The 17,941-nt window shown below is 34.1% G+C and carries 24 protein-coding genes and 1 pseudogene; 17 read left to right on the forward strand and 8 right to left on the reverse strand.

What is annotated here, in order from left to right:
• Positions 1-226: 226 nt before the first annotated feature.
• The gene (locus tag V7124_RS25150; protein WP_335494508.1) at positions 227-394 is read left to right on the forward strand and encodes a DUF3986 family protein; all 168 of its coding nucleotides are present in this window, start codon (positions 227-229) and stop codon (positions 392-394) included.
• Between the two features lie 172 nt (positions 395-566).
• Here V7124_RS25150 and V7124_RS25155 read toward each other — a convergent pair whose 3' ends face one another.
• A complete protein-coding gene (locus V7124_RS25155; RefSeq protein WP_335494453.1) occupies positions 567-1,064 on the reverse strand; it encodes a hypothetical protein in 498 nt (165 codons plus the stop codon).
• Positions 1,065-1,736: 672 nt separating this feature from the next.
• On the opposite strand from V7124_RS25155, the gene V7124_RS25160 reads away from it, so the two are divergent.
• Positions 1,737-2,270, forward strand: coding sequence for a hypothetical protein (locus V7124_RS25160; RefSeq protein WP_335494455.1), 534 nt, complete (start codon positions 1,737-1,739; stop codon positions 2,268-2,270).
• Between the two features lie 331 nt (positions 2,271-2,601).
• Complete coding sequence (locus V7124_RS25165; protein WP_335494457.1) at positions 2,602-3,711, forward strand: glycosyl hydrolase family 18 protein; 1,110 nt, start codon at positions 2,602-2,604, stop codon at positions 3,709-3,711.
• An 88-nt stretch (positions 3,712-3,799) separates the two neighbouring features.
• Here V7124_RS25165 and V7124_RS25170 read toward each other — a convergent pair whose 3' ends face one another.
• A complete protein-coding gene (locus V7124_RS25170; protein ID WP_335494460.1) occupies positions 3,800-5,086 on the reverse strand; it encodes an NCS2 family permease in 1,287 nt (428 codons plus the stop codon).
• Positions 5,087-5,194: 108 nt separating this feature from the next.
• Between V7124_RS25170 and V7124_RS25175 the strand changes: the two genes are divergently transcribed.
• From V7124_RS25175 to V7124_RS25215, 9 genes are all read left to right on the forward strand, one after another.
• A complete protein-coding gene (locus V7124_RS25175) occupies positions 5,195-6,073 on the forward strand; it encodes a LysR family transcriptional regulator (protein ID WP_335494464.1) in 879 nt (292 codons plus the stop codon).
• Between the two features lie 216 nt (positions 6,074-6,289).
• Positions 6,290-6,709, forward strand: a complete 420-nt coding sequence (locus V7124_RS25180) for a GNAT family N-acetyltransferase (protein ID WP_335419672.1) — start codon at positions 6,290-6,292, stop codon at positions 6,707-6,709.
• A gap of 448 nt (positions 6,710-7,157) precedes the next feature.
• Positions 7,158-7,490: a DUF3221 domain-containing protein gene (locus V7124_RS25185; RefSeq protein ID WP_335494469.1), complete on the forward strand. Its 333-nt coding sequence runs from the start codon at positions 7,158-7,160 to the stop codon at positions 7,488-7,490.
• 887 nt (positions 7,491-8,377) lie between these two features.
• Entirely contained in the window at positions 8,378-8,650 is a 273-nt protein-coding gene (locus V7124_RS25190) for a DUF2277 domain-containing protein (RefSeq protein ID WP_335494472.1), read from the forward strand.
• Between the two features lie 275 nt (positions 8,651-8,925).
• On the forward strand, positions 8,926-9,051 hold the full coding sequence (locus tag V7124_RS25195) for a hypothetical protein (RefSeq protein ID WP_335494474.1): 126 nt from the start codon (positions 8,926-8,928) through the stop codon (positions 9,049-9,051).
• Positions 9,052-9,099: 48 nt separating this feature from the next.
• The gene (locus V7124_RS25200; protein ID WP_335494477.1) at positions 9,100-9,237 is read left to right on the forward strand and encodes a hypothetical protein; all 138 of its coding nucleotides are present in this window, start codon (positions 9,100-9,102) and stop codon (positions 9,235-9,237) included.
• Positions 9,238-9,389: 152 nt separating this feature from the next.
• Positions 9,390-9,728 carry a DUF5655 domain-containing protein gene (locus V7124_RS25205; RefSeq protein ID WP_335494480.1) on the forward strand — a complete coding sequence of 113 codons (339 nt, stop codon included), beginning with the start codon at positions 9,390-9,392 and terminating at the stop codon, positions 9,726-9,728.
• 23 nt (positions 9,729-9,751) lie between these two features.
• Entirely contained in the window at positions 9,752-10,048 is a 297-nt protein-coding gene (locus V7124_RS25210) for a hypothetical protein (RefSeq protein WP_335494482.1), read from the forward strand.
• A gap of 395 nt (positions 10,049-10,443) precedes the next feature.
• Positions 10,444-11,541 carry an L-dopachrome tautomerase-related protein gene (locus V7124_RS25215; protein WP_335494485.1) on the forward strand — a complete coding sequence of 366 codons (1,098 nt, stop codon included), beginning with the start codon at positions 10,444-10,446 and terminating at the stop codon, positions 11,539-11,541.
• Positions 11,542-11,687: 146 nt separating this feature from the next.
• Here V7124_RS25215 and V7124_RS25220 read toward each other — a convergent pair whose 3' ends face one another.
• The 5 genes from V7124_RS25220 to V7124_RS25240 are packed head-to-tail and all read right to left on the reverse strand — an operon-like array spanning position 11,688 to position 14,003.
• Positions 11,688-11,987 (reverse strand): spore coat protein, encoded by a 300-nt coding sequence (locus V7124_RS25220; RefSeq protein WP_063252754.1) that lies wholly within the window; start codon positions 11,985-11,987, stop codon positions 11,688-11,690.
• 18 nt (positions 11,988-12,005) lie between these two features.
• The gene (locus tag V7124_RS25225) at positions 12,006-12,200 is read right to left on the reverse strand and encodes a hypothetical protein (RefSeq protein ID WP_335420590.1); all 195 of its coding nucleotides are present in this window, start codon (positions 12,198-12,200) and stop codon (positions 12,006-12,008) included.
• 17 nt (positions 12,201-12,217) lie between these two features.
• Positions 12,218-13,354 (reverse strand): zinc-dependent alcohol dehydrogenase, encoded by a 1,137-nt coding sequence (locus V7124_RS25230; protein ID WP_335494487.1) that lies wholly within the window; start codon positions 13,352-13,354, stop codon positions 12,218-12,220.
• A gap of 18 nt (positions 13,355-13,372) precedes the next feature.
• A complete protein-coding gene (locus tag V7124_RS25235) occupies positions 13,373-13,741 on the reverse strand; it encodes a spore coat protein (protein ID WP_335420585.1) in 369 nt (122 codons plus the stop codon).
• A gap of 16 nt (positions 13,742-13,757) precedes the next feature.
• Positions 13,758-14,003, reverse strand: coding sequence for a spore gernimation protein GerQ (locus tag V7124_RS25240; protein WP_335494491.1), 246 nt, complete (start codon positions 14,001-14,003; stop codon positions 13,758-13,760).
• An 862-nt stretch (positions 14,004-14,865) separates the two neighbouring features.
• Between V7124_RS25240 and V7124_RS25245 the strand changes: the two genes are divergently transcribed.
• The 5 genes and pseudogenes from V7124_RS25245 (at position 14,866) to V7124_RS25265 (ending at position 16,870) form a co-directional block, all read left to right on the forward strand.
• Positions 14,866-15,570 (forward strand): DUF421 domain-containing protein, encoded by a 705-nt coding sequence (locus V7124_RS25245; RefSeq protein ID WP_335494494.1) that lies wholly within the window; start codon positions 14,866-14,868, stop codon positions 15,568-15,570.
• A gap of 35 nt (positions 15,571-15,605) precedes the next feature.
• A pseudogene (locus V7124_RS25250) lies at positions 15,606-15,879 on the forward strand (hypothetical protein).
• A 132-nt stretch (positions 15,880-16,011) separates the two neighbouring features.
• The gene (locus tag V7124_RS25255) at positions 16,012-16,242 is read left to right on the forward strand and encodes a DUF3189 family protein (RefSeq protein WP_335494496.1); all 231 of its coding nucleotides are present in this window, start codon (positions 16,012-16,014) and stop codon (positions 16,240-16,242) included.
• A gap of 117 nt (positions 16,243-16,359) precedes the next feature.
• Positions 16,360-16,536, forward strand: coding sequence for a hypothetical protein (locus tag V7124_RS25260; protein ID WP_335494499.1), 177 nt, complete (start codon positions 16,360-16,362; stop codon positions 16,534-16,536).
• A 124-nt stretch (positions 16,537-16,660) separates the two neighbouring features.
• On the forward strand, positions 16,661-16,870 hold the full coding sequence (locus V7124_RS25265; RefSeq protein WP_335494502.1) for a hypothetical protein: 210 nt from the start codon (positions 16,661-16,663) through the stop codon (positions 16,868-16,870).
• A 166-nt stretch (positions 16,871-17,036) separates the two neighbouring features.
• Here V7124_RS25265 and V7124_RS25270 read toward each other — a convergent pair whose 3' ends face one another.
• Positions 17,037-17,186 (reverse strand): hypothetical protein, encoded by a 150-nt coding sequence (locus V7124_RS25270; RefSeq protein ID WP_335494505.1) that lies wholly within the window; start codon positions 17,184-17,186, stop codon positions 17,037-17,039.
• Positions 17,187-17,941 lie beyond the last annotated feature (755 nt).

Below are 17,941 nucleotides of genomic sequence, written 5' to 3' on the forward strand. Positions count from 1 at the left end.
ATTGTATACTATACTTTAGTCTATTAACAACAATGGAGTAATATTGAGTTACGAATTAAAGTGATAAGAAAATCAACAATACATAATATGAAAGATCAGTCATTGATTTTCTTCCTTTTTTATTTGCTCTTTAATTTCACGTTCTGTTTCTAATGAGACATCTTTAATATGGGCTATTAAAAGAGACCATAAACTCATAACGCCCATTAACACAAAGGCAGAAAATATTAACTTTTATTTTAAAGGGTATGGGATTCAAAATATTACCCCAGAAAGCGAATTAACATTAGAACCATTTGGAACAAGAATTTTTTCCATTAATAATAAGGAAATAGAATATGATAATGGAGTACAGCAGTTTAAGCAATGGTTATCCATTAATAAAATAATTTAAATTGTTGGTTAATGAAGATGACCGCTACGGCGTTTTGTTGTTGTGCTAACGGGGCAGGAATGTGGAATAGCAATAGTGAAACGATTGTATATAAATAGAGCAATATCATTTTTGCTCTATTTTACCTTGTTATTGGAAGACTCTGTAGTCTTCCTATTTTAAAAATTTTACTTCATACCTCTTTGATTTTTTTACTTTTTAATGAGTCCATAATAAATCTAAAAAAAAGTATGTATATGGATGTAGCAAGAAGGTAAAAAGCAAATGAATTAAGAAAAGTCCATCCACTAAACTTAAAAACATTAAAAAACACAGCTAACCATTCAAAGCCTATAGCAAAAAGAGACCAAAGGATCACATATGCAGTAATATAAATACCCTTTGGATCAAACTTGTCAAATAAGTACACACATAGTAATGCATAAGGGGAATACATCAAATACGTTATTATGTCTGTTACCTCGTATTTTTCAAGGTCATTAAGGTCATATAAATCCAAGGGTGGCGTTGCAATCAGGTGATCCATAATAATAGCAATAGTTACAGTGAACAAAATCAATAAGATAGAAATTACAAGAGGGTATCTTTTTGGGAGGAACAAAATCAATATGAAACCACAAACAATGGTAAGAATTATAAACCATTCATTTTCGTTAAACTGTTCTGGCAATGGTAACAATTAGCTCATCCCTTTTCTAAGAATTTTTCTAAAGCTAGTAGAGAGGTAGCTTATAAGAAGTAAAATGACAACCCACTCTATTATGGAATAAAAAAGATTCCATTTTACAAAATCATATACATTAAGAAGATTGGCTAGATATTCAATCCCTATCAAAAGGGGTATTAAAATAAATAGCATAATCCAATTTTTCCTGTTTTTTGCCCCTTGGGTTTTATCTATATACCAAATAATAAGTACAGGAATAAGGAAGACCCTGATAAGTGCCATTGTCCAATAACTAGTTGAATGGCTATTAAAATTGATCATCTCCATATTCAATGCGAAGATGGTCATAAAGTTATGGTGAATAATGTTAGTTACCATCCAAATGAAGAATATTTCAAATAGATGAAGATTCTTTTTGGATAGAGCATATGTAAGATTTATTATCACTGTTAATGCAAAAAAAATTGAAAATGCCATAGCTCCTCCACTAAATTGCTTTTTTAAATAGTTTTATCTCTCTATGTTTAAAATATTCCTTCTTCAACTAAAGGGTGCGATAGTTTAAGATCACCAGCTGCTTCGGCGGCTTTTTTCTTGTTCCACTAACGGAGCAGAATACTTCATTAAGAAATATGGGGGTTTATGGTAAAATTTGATGTATAAGGGGGTTTACATATGAATAGAAAAAAAGGAAAGAACTATTTATCTTTTATATTGCTAATACTATTATTCGCACTAACAGCTTGTACTCAAAGTCCTGATTTTGAGTTGTATGAAGGAAAGCCTTTAAAAATAGCGGTGGTTGGAGAACCACTAAAAGTAAATGAGGAACAAGTGATTTTTACAGAAATCTCATTTGATGAAATGGCAAGTGAAGAACTGAAGTCTTATGACGCAGTCTTTATTACGGAAGAAAATCTTCCTAAAGCTGCTGAAAGCAAGTATGCAAATATTTATTTAGACTCAACTATTCCATTCTTTTTTATATCAGCTAATAGTCATATCCCTTTTACCGTAAAAGAAACGGAATATGATGAGTCTTGGAATTGGACTGCTGGCCAAAGCTATGCTGCTGGGGTTCTTAATTTAAAAGAAGATGAGTTATTAAAAAGTTGGGGATATAGTTTTTACAACGATATAAAAACAAATGAACAGATAAAAAATGTATATTCAAGAATTTTTAAGACAATTGATGAAATTCATCAATAAAATGTAAAAGGAGCATAATCAATATGCTCCTTTCAGACTGTCGACAAAAGGGTTCCGGAATGAGACCATTCCGAAAGTAAACCCGTTAATATACATCTAAAGGGTTTACTTCAGAGGTGCAAACATAGTAAAACACACTTGAATTCACAATATTATTCACAGTGCGTTTTTTATTGATGATGGTTATTTTTAATTTTGTACTTCAAATCCGAACTACTTAAATTAACTAGTAGTCTTTTCCTGAGACCTGTAAGGGGGAAAGTCAATTCGTGTATATTTTGCAACTTTTCTAATCAACTTAAGAAGTATACAGATTAGAAGAAGGTGTAGTATGGCAAAAAAATGTTATCGGTTATTCACCATCATTTCATTGAGCATGGTCTTTATTCTAATGTCTTCCTGCGGTCAGTCACAAAGAAAAGAAGAAAATGTCAGTACGAATAAAACTCCTCGCGAGGTTTTAGGTTTTTACACAGAACAGGAGGGAACGTTACCAGGGTCTCAACCTACAGTTGACTCGCATTCCAACAGTTTAACAATCATTGCACCTTTTTGGTACAAGCTCGATGATAAGCGACCAGGCTATCTTATCGATTCGGTTACAGCAGACCATAAAAAAATGGTTATTCAGAGTGCTCATGAAAAACACCTAAAGGTATATATGGTTGTACATAATCTCTTTTATGAAACCGTGGAGAAGGGCAAGCAGGTGGCGAGTAATGTACTCATTAACGATAGTAACCGCAATGTTTTCATTCAGAACTTACGGAATGAAATGAATCAGTTTAAATATGATGGTATAAATATTGACATGGAAAATTTGAATTTGACTGACCGGGATTCCTTTAGTCTGATGATAAAAGAATTATCTGATGCTTTGCACCGTGATGGAAAAGAAGTTACCGTTTCAGTCCCGGCAAACACAGGTGATTCCCGTGCTAATCCCTGGTCACCATGGTTTGATTACGAAAAACTTGGTCTATATTCAGATGGGTTAATGATTATGACATACGATGAACACAATCCCAGAACAACACCCGGATCAACAGCATCAGTCGATTGGACAGAAGCAACGATTCATTATGCTTTGAAACAGGAAGTACCACCTTCAAAAATTTTACTCGGTATCGCAGGTTATGGATGGGACTGGGATACCACAGCAAACAAAGCCGTGTATAGCTCCTATGCACAATTAATGGATCAGAAAAAAATATATAAAGCTAAAGTTATATGGGACACCCGTTCGCAAACACCTCATTTCAGCTACGTAGATAAAGATCAACATAACCACCAGGTATGGTTTGAGAATAGCCATAGTCTGCGGTTTAAGCTAAACCTTGTAGAAAAATATAACTTACGGGGAATCGGTATTTGGCGGCTCGGTTTGGAAGACCCAATGTACTGGACGATTATACCCGAGAAAATAAAAGTAAAAAAGTGATGGTATGTTCTTCTAAATTCTAATGGGAAGGCTGCGGCGAGAAAATTTATTCGCAAACACTGATTTAGCTCGTTTCTATTCTTACTATTTAGAATGCGTATTGAATAACAAAATTGCTAAAAAACAGAAGGGCAATCAAATAAAGTGCAGGGTGAACTTCCCTTCCTTTCCCCATTAAAAGCTTCAACAATGGATATAGAACAAAGCCGATTGCCATACCATCTGCAATGCTATAGGTTAAAGGAATTAATACAATAATGAGAAGTGCAGGTAAGCTCTCTGTCAGATCATCGATGGAAATATAAACAATGTTTTGCAACATAAGAACCCCTATTAGTATCAGAATAGGTGAAACCGCACTTGTCGGAACCATTTTAATAACTGGTATGAACAATATCGAAACAAGAAACAATAGTCCTGTTACGATGCTGGTTAACCCTGTTCTTCCTCCGGCTGTTATTCCAGCTGCTGATTCCACAGATGCTACAGTGGGACTCGTACCAAATATTCCTGATGATAATACCGAAATCGCTGTAGCCTGTAGTGATTTCTTATCACTCTCATAACGATTTAACATCTTGCTATGCCCATGAATCAAACCAATATTTTCAAAGACAATCACCATTGCAAAAGAGATGGAAGTCAGCCAGAAGACCAAGTTCCCTGCTTGTGCCCACGATAATTGTCCAAAAACGCCCATGTATTCTTGTAAAGATGGAATCGTAAGAGATATCCCTTCGAAGGTAGCTCCTCCAAACCAAATCGATAGCAACGATGTAATTAAAATACTTAGAAGAAGGTTTCCCGGAATATTTTTAACAAATAATATAACTGTAATGATCAAACCAATAAAGGTAGTGACAGCTTGGGGACTGCTTAAATCTCCGATTGCAAGCAGGGTGTGCTCAGAACCTGTAATAATACCAGCATTGTCAAACCCAATTAATATCAATAAGATTCCGATTCCAATGGTTATGGCTTCCTTTAAGGAATTGGGAATCGAGGACGTAATCACTTTTGCAAGGGGTGTAAAGGCAATCACGATGAAAATCAGCCCGGTAACGAAAACCATCGCCAACGCCTCCTGCCAAGTAAATCCCCCAGATTGAACAATGGTATAAGTGAACATCGCATTGAGCCCCATACCTGGAATGAGGAGTATAGGGGTATTACTCCAAAAGCCAATTATTAAACATCCCAAAAAACTAGTTAATATGGTTGCAATGATGCCTGCCTCCAAGGGAATACCAGCTGCAGCCAAAATCGTAGCATTGACAATAATAATGTAGACCACGGTTATATAAGAAATAAAACCTGCAGAAAATTCTTTTGTAAGTGTCGTACCATGTTGCGTTAATTTAAATAGACGTTCCATGTCATACTCCTTTCTAGTTCGTTCGTTATCGTATCATGGACAAGAGGTATATTAGAAATATATAATTTATATTAAAACCATATTTTTTTTAAATAGAAGGAGGAATTCATGGACATTAAAAAATTGCGGTATTTCATAGCAATAGCTGAAGAAAAGAATATAACTGCCGCTGCTAATAGGCTTCATTTGTCTCAGCCACCTCTAAGCATACAATTGAAACAATTGGAGGATGAATTAGGTGTTAAATTAATCGAGAGAAATGGGAGGAGTATGGAGTTAACCGATAAGGGAAAGGTGCTCTATCAACGTGCTTTGCATCTCGTCAATAGTTTTGAAGAAATGAAAAATGAAATACAGGATACGGAGGAGGGGAAAAAGGGCGCACTCAATATAGGAATAAATACCTTATCCGTTTCGGGATTTTCAGACATGCTGCAAACCTTCCACAGAAACTATCCCCATGTTTCGTTAAAAATTGTTCAAAATGATTCATTTTATTTAGCAGAAATGGTTAAAACCAGAGCTATTGAAATGGCATTTGTTCGTCTTCCGCTTGAACATCGAGGTTTAGTTTACCATCATCTTATTAATGAGCCTTTTATTTTCGTCAGTAATACCGAAGTCCACAATATATCCTTAGAAGAGGTTGCACAAATGCCCCTTATTTTTCCTAGTACAGAGGGGCTGGGTATATATAATACGATTCTTGAAGCTTTTACTAGGCAAAAGCTTCAACTAAAAAATATTGCGGAATGCTCTGATATGCATGTATTAATGGAATTGGTGAAGGGGGGAACAGGGGTAACGATTGTGCCAAAATCTGTTTTTGAGGTATACGGGGCAAAAAGTCTTTACTCGGCACCATTAAGCAATGCCAATATGACATCTTCATTAGGCGTCATTTTGCTTGAACATCATTATGTCTCAACACCAGCCAAAAATTTTATGGATCTAGTAAAGGGATATTATAGACATTCACAACTTTAGCATTGTCTATAATTGAAATAGGCTAGTAACAAGAGCATAGAAGAACAGCGGGGGTTGTTGTGGCACCCCTTTTTAATTGAACTAATGCAGCAAGTTAGCTAAGTAAGATTGGTTTGTAAAGATAGTTTGGGATTCTAGCATATTTTTTCTCTCCATTATAATAATTGTCTAATTTATTATATATTTTGTAATCTAAAAAGTTAAGGAGACTACATTTTGAAATCCATAGAAATGGCTCAATTTATTGATTTAGATGATATAGTAAAGATTGATGAAGAGGTAATCGGTAACAATAATAGATTTGACTACATTATGAAAGCCATTGAAGAAGAGAGATGTATAGTGGTTAATAATAAGAATCTTATTGTTGGTTTTTTACTATTTGATACTCATTTCTTTAATTGTAGTTTCATATCACTGATAATAGTTAAACCAACAGAAAGACGAAAGGGATACGCTTCATCGCTAATTGAGTATTTTATAAACATTTCCCCAACAAAGAAAATCTTTTCTTCTACTAATAAATCAAATCAAACGATGCAAGAAGTTTTTAAAATAAATGGATTCATACAAAGTGGATTTATTGAAAATTTAGATGAAGGAGACCCTGAGATAATTTATTTTAAATCTAAATAAGTTCTTGTTCAACTATGGAAGCGTTGATCCAACTTCATAATGGCTTCCAAATCATTGACCCAAATAGCCACATGTTCAATTTTCATCTCATTTTCACTCCATAAGGTACTAAAAATTTTAAAATCTCCATAATTCAATTTGTTTTGAAGATTTTTTACAGGTTTCACGATACATTAAATTATATTTTTATATAGAGGATTCAATTAATCTATTTAACAAAATATGAGGAAAATCAGTTTCAATGACAGCAATACTTTGTAAGAAGTTCTCACAATAAAGGTTTGTGAAATATTGTACGTAAACAATCGGGTGCATTACTTCAACCATGAGGTAATGCCATTTTCTTATTGAAGTAACGAAGCAGGATAGTGGAAAAGTCCAGATTATCCTTTCTTCGGCAAAAGCACCATTAACATTAAAAAGCATTTGAACGGAGGAATAAAGTGAGATGACAAGAATATTTAAAGCATTAGCAATCATTGTTTTATTAACCATTGTTGGATGTTCTAATTCAATTGAAAGAAGTGAAGAAAAAAACAAGGAAATCAAAACGGTAAATTCCAGTTTTATAGGAACAATCAAAGATATTAACGGTAACACTGCAATTGGTTCTGCTAAAGTATTTGAGGGTAATCCTGAAGGTGATTTGTTTGTTGACCTTTCCGTGAATAATGATGAAACATTCCAAGTTGGAGACAAGATAAAAGTAGGATTTGATGGCATCATTAAAGAATCGAATCCTGCTCAAATTAATACTCTTTCTGTTGAATTGGTTGATTAATAAAATAATATCCGTTTTCAATAAACGGTATTAAGAGTTAAAGAAAGGTGCTGCCATTTTGGCGGCTTTTCTTAGTGTGCCAAGCATGACAACTATCTAGGTGGTGAAAGTCCACTGCGGGGGTACACATTGACCAACCACTAAGGAAGCGCAAGGTACTTACCGTGAGGAAAGGGGCGGAGGAAGCGTGGAATAAAATCTTGGCTCGACGAACAGAAATCTGATACTAAGGCTCTATAAAGGGATAAGACTCCTTAGCAAGTCAAAGTCCAAAAGATGTGCGTAACTTTGTTGAGTACATCAGGCGAGTAAAAGAGGAAAGATAGTAGCCTTACCCTGGGAGGTCTTGTGGATGTACAGTAGTACAGTCGAAAACGGTTAGTCGCAAGAATTCAGCAGAAGCCATAGTAATGAGTAAACTCATGGAGGGCTGAACAATTTATAGTGTTTCAACGCCACGAATGCGTAAGTGACGTACTCCGAATGTGTTAATGGTGAGAGTATGAGCGTATCTCAAAGGATAACCAAAATGGAGTTATCACTTACTACGTGAGAGGGAAGGGGAAACGATTGTGAAGAATTTTACTTATAATAACGGGTAGCGTTTCTATAATATGTGGAGACGCTTTTTTCTTATTGAATTAACGTGGTAGATTAGTGAAAGAAGGTATTGATAAAAACAATGGAGAATAAATACATTTGCCTTTATTTAAAAGTAGGTGTTAGATATGAAGTGGAATTTTCCATCAATGGTAATTCTAAAAATACAAAGAACCATTATTTTTATCAATTTTTGTTCGAATAAATTAATTTTTATATGCGTGAAATTTAATCAATCATTTTTCAAAACCAACAATAATGAAAACAAAAAGGAGTAAGAGTAAGTTATGTGCCGAAACATTAGAACATTATTTAATTTCGATCCACCAACTACCGAAGAAGAGATTCATGCAGCATCTCTTCAGTACGTCAGAAAGATAACGGGTTATAACAAGCCCTCAAAAGCGAATGAGGAGGCGTTTATTCGTGCAGTCAATGAGATTGCCATGGTTTCTAAAGAACTATTGAACACTCTGGTAACGAGTACCGAGCCTCGGAATCGTGAGGTCGAAGCGGAGCGTGCTCGTACTAGAGCTGCTAAAAGGTATGGAACAAATTAGAGGACTAAAAAATAGAAAAAAAGTGAAAGCTTTTTTTGATTTTTTATTATTCCGCAATCGGGCGCTAACCTTGAACAAGGATAAGCGCTCATTTTTCATTAAAGGGCCAGATTGTGGAACATGCACTTTAATGAAAATTAGATCTATCTATATGTTAAACTTTAAAAGAGATTGTGAAATTATGTACTTAAAGTAATGGAGCAGGTTAGTTCAAATTGAGATGCCAGCTTTAAGTCACCCTTGAAAGAAAATTAGACGTTAAGGAGTTGTTAAAAATGGAAAAGAAAATAATTATTTACGGAAGTAATGGAGAAAAGAAAATTGAAACTACCGAAGAAGAACAGAAACAAATTTTAGAAGAAATTGGAGAAGATTTCTTTGATATTCACAAAGAAGAATAGAAACCTGAAAAGGAGTTTCAATAATGACTGACAAAGGAGATAAATTTTGTGACTCGAAAAGAACGTATTGAATCAGAAAAGATTCCTTTTACCTTTTATATTAAAGAGTGGTATTCCGATTATGGTCGCTTTATCATTTGGGGTATTTTGTTAGGAAATTTGTTAACGATCTTACATTATTGGTAAGTCGCAATTCGAGAAAAAGGTGTAATAAAAGCGAGTTGCTTCTTCAAGTAACGTAGCGGTTAGTGAATAAAGAAATGGTAAAATGATGTAAAAAGAGGCAAAATAAAGGTAATAAAGTTTAATATGTTAAAGTGAAACTAGGAGATGGTGATATGTCAGAAGATGAATTATTCTCAAATAAGGCATCTAATGTTTATGAAATATATTCAAAAATACTCGATTCATTGAAAGAAATAGGACCTTTTGAAATTGAGTTAAAAAAGACTTCTATACATCTTTTGAATAAATCTTCCTTTGGAGGAGTTCACCCAAAAAAGAAATGGTTAGATTTTAATTTAGTAACAAACCATCAAATTGAACACGAGAAGATAACTAAGATTGAACAAGTTTCCAAAAACAGATTTCATAATAACTTTAGATTTCATAGTGTAGACGAACTAAATAAAGAATTTTTAGTTCTTCTAAAAGAATCATATCGATTGATGAGTTAGTTAAGAAAGGATATTTAATATCAATGAGTAGCATTTTCTTAGGAATTATATCTGGTCTAATATTTGGTTTATTATCTGTACTAATAATGCTTCCGATGAAATTTAAAGATAAACGTACTGCTATTATTGGTTCATTTATTAATCGATTTACGATTGGTTTCTTAATATCAGTAACTGTTCTTCCTATGTATGGGTGGACAAAAGGAATTTTGATAGGGTTGTTAATTAGCCTCCCAGACGCCCTTATTACAAAAGCCTATTTACCAATCATTGGGTTAGGAGTAATCGGAGGCGCTATTATTGGAGGCTTTATTGGCTAAAGTAGTTAGAAAGGTCTGTATCAATAATCTTATTGAACTACCCGGTGCAAGAGTTAAAGATTGAGTTTGCTGAGGCGATCTTTTTGCTTGTGGACGAAGCATTTAGCTTAAGCACATTTCTTCACAAAGTAAAAAAGAAAAGTTTACCAATTTTTATTTATAACAGCTTAACGTTGATTCGGGAATATTGAACTTCGCTACCTGCCAATTGAATACTACTTCATCTGGAGACCTTTAAATTAAAATGTTTCCTTTCTTCTGACAGACTTATTAAATTTCGAAAACAATCCATTCAACCATCTTTTCGTATAGAAAAACTTATTAAGAAACATGCACTAGAAAAAATATAAATCATATATAGGTGATATCCCGTTTGAATGCTTGAGGAGGATATTATGAAACCTATGTTACCTAGTGAAAAATATTTCGGTAATTTAGAACTAGTTTATGCATTTTATGGGGCTATGCCTACAGGTGTTACTGTTTCAGAAACCGGTCGTATTTTCATTTGCTTTCCGAAATGGGGAGACGATGTTAAATTTACGGTGGGGGAAATTGTTGAGGATAAATTGCAACCTTATCCTAATTTACAAACAAATTTGGTTAATCCCGAGAATATCACAATGACTTTCATCAGTGTCCAAAGTGTAGTTGCTGATGGAAGGGGAACGCTTTGGATATTAGATACAGCGGCACCCAATTTTTCTGAACCTATTAAAGGGGGGGCAAAATTAGTCGCTGTTGATTTAGAAACCAATACAATAAGAAAAGTATATACCTTTACAGAAGATGTTGTCCTGCCTACAACTTATCTGAATGATGTCCGTTTTGATTTTCGTGTAGGAAAAGCAGGTTATGCCTATATAACGGATTCTTCTTCAAGAGGACCTGGAGCTATTATCGTCGTAGATTTATCAAATGGAAATGCGTTTAGACGGTTAAATGGGGTAAATTCAACTTCACCCGATCCCTATTTTTTACCGAAAGTAGAAGGTCAAATTTTAATGAATCGAAACAAAGACGGTTCAACTTCTCCATTTAGATTGGCGTCTGATAGTCTTGCGATTTCTCCCAATGGGAAGACATTATTTTTTGCTCCACTAACCAGTCGTCATTTGTTCTCTATCTCAACAGAAGCCCTGAGAGACAGAACGATACCGGACATGGATTTACCTTATCATGTGGAGTATTGGGGAGAAAAAGGTGCGTCTGATGGAATGATCACCGATGCAAAGGGAACTGTTTATGCTGGAGATTATGAAAACAACAGTATCCGTAAGGTATTGCCAAATGGCATAATGGAAACTATCGCACATGATCCGAGAATTTTGTGGCCGGATACTTTTTCAATTGGTCCGGATCAATATTTGTATGTCATTGTGAACCAATTACATCGACAGCCTAGATTTCATTATGGAAAAGACTTACGACAGAAACCATATAGTTTACTTCGTATCAAAATTGATGAATTTCCTGCTCCGACCTTTTCATAATAAAATTAGTCAATTAATTGATTACTTTATATAGTGTAAACAAACACGAGTAAGCAAGAAGTATTAACTTTATTTACTTCTGCCAAAACAACTCAAAAGTTTAATAGGAACAGTTTAATTGGTGTTAAACTGTTCCTAGAAATTTTTTATAATGTCGGTAAGTTCAATGCTGTATTGATATTATTTAAATCCAAACTGATCTGTTCGTTTGTATCCCAAGCATGGTACCATCCTTTTTCTACCATATATGCGGATATTTGTTCATGCATATCAATAGCTTCCACTAAATGGCGAGTGAGCATTTCTTTAATTTCCGGTGTTCCTGATTCTGTTACTGCCATGGCATAATTTCTAACTCCACTTTTAGCTGAAATCAGTAGGTCCATTGCAACGACTTGATCCGATAGTCCGTCCATGCCAGTTAAAGTTTCTATGATTGGATTCATGTTCATTCATCTCCTAATTTACTGCTTAGCGTTGGAAAGGATAGAAGCATATTCTTGTAATTGTCTCGTAGATACATCAATGTCTTGCTGCATAATATCTTTTAATAGCTGATCTGTAACTAACGCTTTCATCGTTTTGGACTTAGTCAAACATGTGGTCTTAAATGCAGTCATCTCATGGACCTCAAGAACTTCATGTAAGGCGTAGTTCATTTTTGATACCTCCTTCCTTAAGGTTTCAACACGACTTTTATACATTCATCCATTTTTGTGTCAAAAATCTCATAGCCACGCTTTGCTTCACTAAGTGGAAGTACATGACTCACGACATCTCCTGGATCAATTTTTCCTGTCGAAACTAATTCAAACATATATGGCATATAGTGAATCACAGGTGCTTGCCCAGAGCGGATATTGATATTTCGCTGCATAATATCTCCAAGAGGGAAACCATTATATCTGCCGCCGTAAACGCCAGTAACTTGAATTGTCCCGCCTTTACGCACTGCTTGTGAAGCCATGATAAACGCACTTAATGCTCCGCCTTGAAGCTTCATTCCGCTCGCAAGGAACTCCATATCAGTCATTTTACCGTCCATACCCACAGCGTCAATGACAACATCTGCACCGCCTTTGGTGATTTCCTTAAGGTAGTTTCCTACATTCTCATGGTCCTCAAAGTTAACAATTTCTACTTTGTTGGTGCGCTTGGCGTGCTGCAGGCGATAATTGACATAATCAACTGCAATGACTCGCTTTGCCCCTTTTAACCAACAGAATTTTTGAGCAAAAAGACCAACCGGACCACAGCCAAGAACAATAACTGTATCTCCATTCTTTACACCTGCATTGTCAACAGTCCAAAAACCAGTAGTCATCGCATCGGCAATAACTGCTAACTTTTCATCTGGTTCTTCACAAGTCTCTGGAATTTTGAAATGAGTAAAGTTGGCAAATGGCACTCTTAAATATTCAGCTTGCCCACCTGGATAGCCACCCGTCGTACCAGAATATCCGAAATAGGCACCCATATCACCATTATCATTTGAATTATCACATTGGCTTTCCAAATGGTTTTTACAGTAATGGCATTCACCGCATGCTATATTAAAGGGAATAATTACTCGATCCCCCTTTTTCAGTTTAGTCACACCTGAACCAACTTCTTCGACGATTCCCATTGGTTCATGGCCAATAATATAGTTTTCTTGCAGGTTAGGAATCATGCCATGGATTAAATGTAAATCAGAACCACATATAGCTGTACTCGTTACTTTAATAATCATGTCATCTGGTTTTTCAATCTTTGGATCTGGAACTTCTTTGACTACAACATTTTTAATACCTTGATACGTTACCGCCTTCATTGGTTACAGCCTCCAGTGTTAGTGTTCATCAGGTGTCCGGTCAAACATACCTTTTCTATTGGTCTCAACAGGAAATAGATTCATTTTGCCAATCATCAAAGTATTATTGGCAGAGAGTTGGTCTAGTTTATACTGTTCACTTAATTCGTATGGATGGAACCATTTTTTACTAATCATTAATTCTGTAATTTCTTGGTGCATGGCAATGCCTTGCATTAATTGGTTTCTTAAGAGGGTTCTAACATCAGGTGACGCGGACTCTGTTAATGCAACTGCAATATTGCGCACACCTTCTTTGGCACGAAGAAGTAAATCCATCGCAAATGTGGTATCAGCTAACTCTGGTACGTGTAGCGAGTTTATAGGGTCTAAATAGTCATTGTTCAATGAATTTGCCTTCCTTTCAATTTATTATTGGTGTTGGTCGATTTTGAGGAACAGGCGCTTCAAAAGGTGCACGTTGATAAATTGCCTGTAATTCTCCAAGTGCTTGCATGGATTGTTCAACATCTTTTTGCATTAATGTTCTCAAATCATGATCAAATACCAGTCCTTGCATTAGTTTTGATTTCGCTAAGCAAAGGGTTTTAAAATTAATAACTTCATGTAGATCCAATGACTCATGATCGGCTAATTTTTGAATGTCCATTTCTAATTAACCTCCTTATTCGTTAATACAATCAATTGTATTGTTCCAAAAATAGGGGGAAACATTCTTTACGGTTTTTTTTAATGATAAATTATATTAAATCGTTGAAGCATTCATAAAGTAGGGGGGATTCATATATTGTGATGGCTGAGGATGATTGCTGCGGCGGTCTTTTTTCTTGACCTAAAAAAATGTTCAACCAGAAATATCTGGTTGAACTTATAATACGAAAGGAAGAAGAAATGCCTCCTCCTTTTTACTCTTATTGTTGATTAAGAACCTCCATCTAAGAAAAATCGTATTTATTATTGAAGAGACGTCTTAGAACAGACATTGAAAATCTGACCAATAAAAAGGAAAAAGAAAGCGAATAAAAAGTGGTTTTCCAATTCAAAGAAATAAAGCAATTTTATAAGGTTTTTTTCAAATTTTCGACCCATGTTTAGCGCCTCCATATGATAGGTTATCTCTGATGCAGGTGGTTATACCTAGGACATTCGAAAATTAGATAAGTAAACAATGAATAAACAAGGCTCTATTTTGATATAAAATTGTTCCTAATTGTGAACATTTTCACTTAAACAAACGGGTGCGATTGTTCAACAAGAGCAATCGCTTCTTGTGCTAACTGGCAGGTTAGCATAATAAGAAATTGGTCACTTTATTCTGCTTCTTACTAAAAATAACAAGTCAGAATATTCACTCTGTTTATGTGAGCTATTCTTAATTGCTAAAATATGTAGAAATAAATTGATAATGTGTTTTTTTATAAAATTGATAAAAAACAAAAACTTGGAAAGATTAAAAAGGATATTTAATGATAACTACTTTTTGTTTCATTCTAAATATAAAGGGGATTTAAATGGAAGATATTCTAATACCGACTTTGAGAACAAGTGTCAGCTTTATCATTTTAATACTTATTACTATGGTCATTGGAAAGCACATTAACACTCATAAAAGTCACTATAGCTTTGCATTATCCATTATGATTGGATCTTTCGTTGCTAACATGGGGTTTGATGTGAACATAAAATTTAAATCAATGCTAAGTTCATTTCTTATTTTAGTAATATTGTTTTATTTGTTCATGGTGTTATCTTCCAGAAGTCGGAATATAAGGAAATGGTTATCTGGAAGACCTACCGTGCTAATAGAAAACGGGAAAATTCTTGATAAGAATATGAGAAAAGTAAAATTCTCCATTGACGATCTTAATCAGTTTTTAAGAGAAAAGGATATTTTTAATATATCCGAAGTGGAATTCGCATTACTGGAAGTGAGTGGAGAGTTGTCCATTCTTAAAAAGAAACCGTTTCAATATACAACAAAACAAGATTTTAATTTACCCAATTCTTCTGAGTCGCTACCAGTTGAACTCATTATGGACGGAAAAATAATCAAAAAGAACTTTTCAGAAAAATATAACCATAACTGGATTGAAGCTGAATGCAAAAAAAGAAATTTACAAATAAAAGATATTTATTATGCCGTAGTCAATAGTGATGGTCATCTTTTTGTAGACAAGTATAAAGATAAATTTTCTTCACCTACAGATGTTGAGTAATTTGTAAAATCAACTAATAATGAGGTGTGGGAAGAATGGAGCCTTTTCCAATTATACATACAAATCTTTGGGATGCGATAATTGCTGTACCTACAGTAGTCATTGTTACACAAATTTTGAAATGGTTCCTCCCAATTAACAAGCCTTTTATTCCAGGGGTAGCCAATTTAATTGGACTAATAATTTATTTTTTTTACTCATCGAAATAATCTTTGGGTGGGTCTATTTATGGGCTTTTTCTACGGAAATGCTACCGTCGGATTATATGCTTCATTAAAGACTCAAATTAAAGCTTTCAGGAATACCTAATAATAGGAGGATCCTAAAGATTTACATTTATTATGACTTCGGAGGAACTCATTCCACTGCATTGGCTATTGCTATCATCTTAAAATCATAAAGGATCCTTCAAAGATCCTTGAAAAAGACGAAATAATATCTGTGCCTTATTTTAATAAATTAAAGAAACAAGAGGCTGGAAGATTTATTTTTCATGGTGAAGATGACGAAGGTAATACTGTGTATACACATGGAAGACGTTCAACAAAACTAGTAGCCCCATCACTATATCACTTTTGTGAATTATTACATAATCGGTACCACTTTAGATATTTTATCGTAGCATTGTATCTTACTATATTCTCCATTTATCGCTTGAATTTTAGATTGTGAAGTATTGTTCTTAAGCTACCATGAAAATAAGTTTCCTCAAGATTAGAAAAATGACAATATTTAAGAAGACCCTGCTCAATCGTTAAAAAAAAGAGGAGAGTGTTAATTAAAAAGTCTATGAATTGGTTGACTGGATTAAGGTCAGTATCAGTATTGACACTTCATAACCATTTTCATTCTTTGTGGTGCAGCAATGATTTTGTGATGCATGGATGGCTAACGGGTGCCTTCCTTAAAGAAGGAGAAGTACCCTTTTTTGTAGAAGTTATTACACTAACGATGCAGTTTAGTTGAAGATTTAAGTGTCATCATTCTAATAGTTATAGACATAAAAACCACAAGATAGAAGGAGGATAAAACTAAAAATTTATTGATATTTATTTTAAATCAAATTAAAAATTGGAAGGTGAATTTAATTATGAAAAGATTAGATATTGATGAATGGGATGAATTTTTTTGTAATATGGAACACAAGGAAGGTTATTCTCATTGGGATTCGATTAAAGTTGTATGGGTAGATAATTCAAATAAATGGTGTATATGTTATGGTGATGAAATACTTGAAAATGGATTTAAAACAGAAATGGAAGCACTTGATAGATGTGAATATTTGGAAGGCATATTATAACTTAGAAGATTCTTTTAATAAAGTAAAGTTTTATACCCTTCTTTAACTAAAGGGTGCGTTAGTGAAAGAGTGGTTCTGGAAATGATTCCTGCGGAGGTCATTTTCCAATTTAACAAACGAGGAAGATTAATTAAACAAGGACCACCAAAGCGTGTCCTTGTTTGGTTTAATCAAAAATATACCTTCCAAATATATTTTGCTCTATTAGGGCTGGTTTTCCATCCTTTGTTAAAGGGACGCACCCTACTTCTTCGTCTTTTAAGTTTTCTTTTAGATTTTCAATTTTCTCGCTTGTGGTACATTTTTTGAACTTCATCTTCATAAAGTATCTTCCATCAAATATTTCTGTAACAACGCCTAAATCATAATATATTTCTCCCCTTTTTTTAAATTACTTATAAATTAATTGTCCTTTAATTATCACAAGAGTAATTCCTTTCAAATAGACATTCTTTTGATAATACCTTTCTCCATTTTCAAAGGTAATTATTCACTCTAGTTTCCTCTGCCTTTGCTTTTTTATTATTATTTCAACTCACGGGGTACCTATTATAGACTTTGGCTTCTGTATACTAAAAACAGTTCCGCTAAGGATGCAAGGTTATTTCAATAAAATATGGTATAATTATCCATGAAAAAGGATTGTAAAATAAAAACTTAAGTAAAGGTCCTTTAGTGTTCGAATAGCGGTAGGAAGGGGAATGAGAGTTGATATGCTCTAAATGCAATAAAGAAAATAATAGCTATATGAAAAAATGTAAATATTGCGGGCATAGGTTTGTGCCTTTAGATCAAACAAAAAAAGAATTAAAATATTGTGAATGTGGCTGCCCAGTTCCATTAACTAATGGAAGAGGCTATTGTGTAAATTGTAAAGAAGAAGTACATAGTTATGAATTATTTTAAATTTTGGATTTACAGGTGATTTTCAAGCTAAGAAAGCACTTTTTTAAAAGTAACTGATTCCGTTACCTATCGCAAATATTAAAAATGTAATTTAAAATGAGTTTTATCCTTATTAAACGGATGCAAGAGTGAAAAGGCAGCGGAATTGTACTGCACCCCGAAAGT

The sequence above is a fragment of the Neobacillus niacini genome, assembly GCF_036961885.1.
GTDB lineage: Bacteria > Bacillota > Bacilli > Bacillales > Cytobacillaceae > Neobacillus > Neobacillus niacini_H.